Origin of the sequence: Mesorhizobium sp. M7A.F.Ca.CA.001.08.2.1 (assembly GCF_003998455.1) — a bacterium.
GTDB lineage: Bacteria > Pseudomonadota > Alphaproteobacteria > Rhizobiales > Rhizobiaceae > Mesorhizobium > Mesorhizobium ciceri.
This window is the reverse complement of sequence record NZ_RZPW01000906.1, coordinates 1-2,259: the sequence shown is the minus strand read 5'-3', so window position 1 is coordinate 2,259 and position 2,259 is coordinate 1. Positions and strand designations below refer to the sequence as shown.

Sequence of the window (2,259 nt, the reverse complement as noted above, 5' to 3'; positions counted from 1 at the left end):
AGCCTACATAGGTTTCACTCGAGCGCAGATTGGTCCTGTCAGCGGCTGCTTGCGGCCCTTCGCCCACTACAGCCATGATGTCGCTGGCAACATCAACACCGTCGGCTTCGGACAGCAGTTGCTGGATCAGCTGTTCAGAGTGATCGTAGCCGCCCTCTCCAGAAATGGCACGCCGGACTTGGCCGTCTGCACCGATGATGTATAGCGCCGGCCATGAATTGTTGTTGAACGCCCGCCATATCCCGAAGTCGTTGTCGATGGCCACCGGATAACGAACACCCAGCGATGCCGATGCGCTGCGAACGTTGGGGAGGTCTTTCTCAAAGGCGAACTCAGGGGTGTGGACGCCGATAACGACAAGGCCTTGGTCGGCGTATTTGGCCGCCCAGGCGCGGATATGAGGCAGGGCTCGCAAGCAATAGACGCAGGAATAGGTCCAGAAATTCACGACTACGACCTTGCCTCGAACATCCTCGGAACGGAGCGGTTGTGTGTTCAGCCATTGCGGCGCTGCAAGCATCGCGACCAAGGGATCCGATAGGGTTGGGTAGGTCGCGGAAAGGGCGCCTGATCCGCCAACCAGGTCTCTCCCATCCATTATTTTGACAATGAGGTCTTGTTCAAGGCTGTTCGCTACAACCAAAGACCAGCGCGTGAAAAGCCCGGTGTCGAGGCCAAGCCAGATGGTTGCGGCGCCCGCCACCACAGCGAGGCCAAAGCAACGGCGCAAGGCCTCGCCCCATCGCGCTGAGAGCTTGGCGGTAGCGAGCAATTGACCGCTGAGAAGTGAGCCTGCGGCGAGCGAGCTCGCGGCACCAAAGCCATAAATCAGCAGCAAGAGTGATGTTTGAATGTTTGCTCCTCGTAGTGCGGCACCCGTCAGGATCAATCCCAGAACCGGGCCGGCACAAGGTGCCCAGAGTAGCCCCGTGGCGATGCCGAGAAGCAGCGACGAACCCGTCGTCACACCTGTCGTTGAATGCTTGCTCACTCGCTGTCGTGCGGACAAACGCAACAGCCTTGACCCGAGCGACACGACAGGAGCGGCTATCCATCCGGCGAGTGTGGGTACAAGCATTGTCAGGCCGAATAGCGTTATCAAGACGAGCGCGAAGGTCCTGGCAGATTGGTTCACCTGCACTGCCCACCCCCCAGCGACCGATGCAAGGCTCGCTATAGCCGCGAAGGTGAAAGCCATGCCTAGAAGCATAGGCAAGGCACCCTGTCTAAAGGGTTGCTCAGTGCGCGCCAACAGGAGCGGCAGGATCGGAAAGATACAAGGCGTGGCGATCGTGAACACGCCGGCCAGATAGGCAAGGATGAAGAGCGTCATCTGTTGCACTTTCGAAAATGGTAGCGCGAGAGGTGTGAGGTTTGCTCCCGACTATCGGCCGGCTCTCCGAAGAGCGGGCAACGCCGCGTCACGCCGCATTAGCGCTGATACCGGAGTCGACCGCGTAGCGGGCGGCGGGAACTTTGAGCGAAAGGTTCGGCATCATTGTTCTCCGGGCGCTCTCGTAGGCGTCCCAATCGGCGATGTTGGGAAGCGACGGGATGGTGATCCATTCACCTTGGCCGAAACCTGCCAATGCAGCGTCGACCATTGCCTCGGCCTTCATGACGACTTCACCGGGAAGGTGGTCCAGCGACATGCCGGCCGTATCCCAGAACTCGGTCGCCGTGGCCCCGGGAAGCACGGTTTGGACCCGGATGTTCCTTTCCCCGAGCTCCTTGTGAAGCGAGAGCCCGAGCGCAAGGACGAATGCCTTTGAGGCGCCATAGACACCGTTCAGGATCTCGGGGGTAATGGCCAGAACGGATGCGAGGTTGATAATCGCCCCGCCACCTCTGCTCACGAGTGCCGGGGCAACGGCGTGCGTCAACCGCATCAGGGCAGTGACGTTCAGGGCGATGATGTCGTCCATTCGGTCCACATCGGACTCGAGCAGTGTCTCTGTGGCGCCGATACCTGCGTTGTTCACCAGCATCGTGATCCTGGGATCCGTTCTGAGCAGCGTTTCGATGCGGCCGAGATCATTTCGGTCGTTAAGATCCGCAGGCAGGATTTCGATCGTCCTGCCGGTTTGGCCGATGAGGCGACCTGCCAGTTCGTCGAGGCGCTCACGGTTGCGAGCGACAAGGATCAGATCATAGCCTCGGCGCGCCAGCCGATCGGCGTAAATCGCGCCGATACCTGAGGAAGCGCCTGTCACGACAGCTGTCCCGTTGGCAGAAATGGTCATGGCCGTTTGTCCTTTT

The 2,259-nt window shown here is 59.9% G+C and carries 2 protein-coding genes; both read right to left on the bottom strand.

Features of this window, described 5'->3' with window-relative positions; genetic code table 11:
• A partial coding sequence (locus EN914_RS32725; protein WP_127389555.1) for a cytochrome c biogenesis protein/redoxin occupies window positions 1-1,333 on the bottom strand: 1,333 nt, incomplete at its 3' end.
• An 88-nt stretch (window positions 1,334-1,421) separates the two neighbouring features.
• Window positions 1,422-2,243, bottom strand: a complete 822-nt coding sequence (locus EN914_RS32720) for an SDR family oxidoreductase (protein WP_024504949.1) — start codon at window positions 2,241-2,243, stop codon at window positions 1,422-1,424.
• Between the last annotated feature and the right edge of the window lie 16 nt (window positions 2,244-2,259).

What these genes read in the sequence shown, in the direction of transcription:
- EN914_RS32720 (WP_024504949.1), bottom strand. Translation starts at nt 2,243, where the DNA reads ATGACCATTTCTGCCAACGGGACAGCTGTCGTGACAGGCGCTTCCTCA.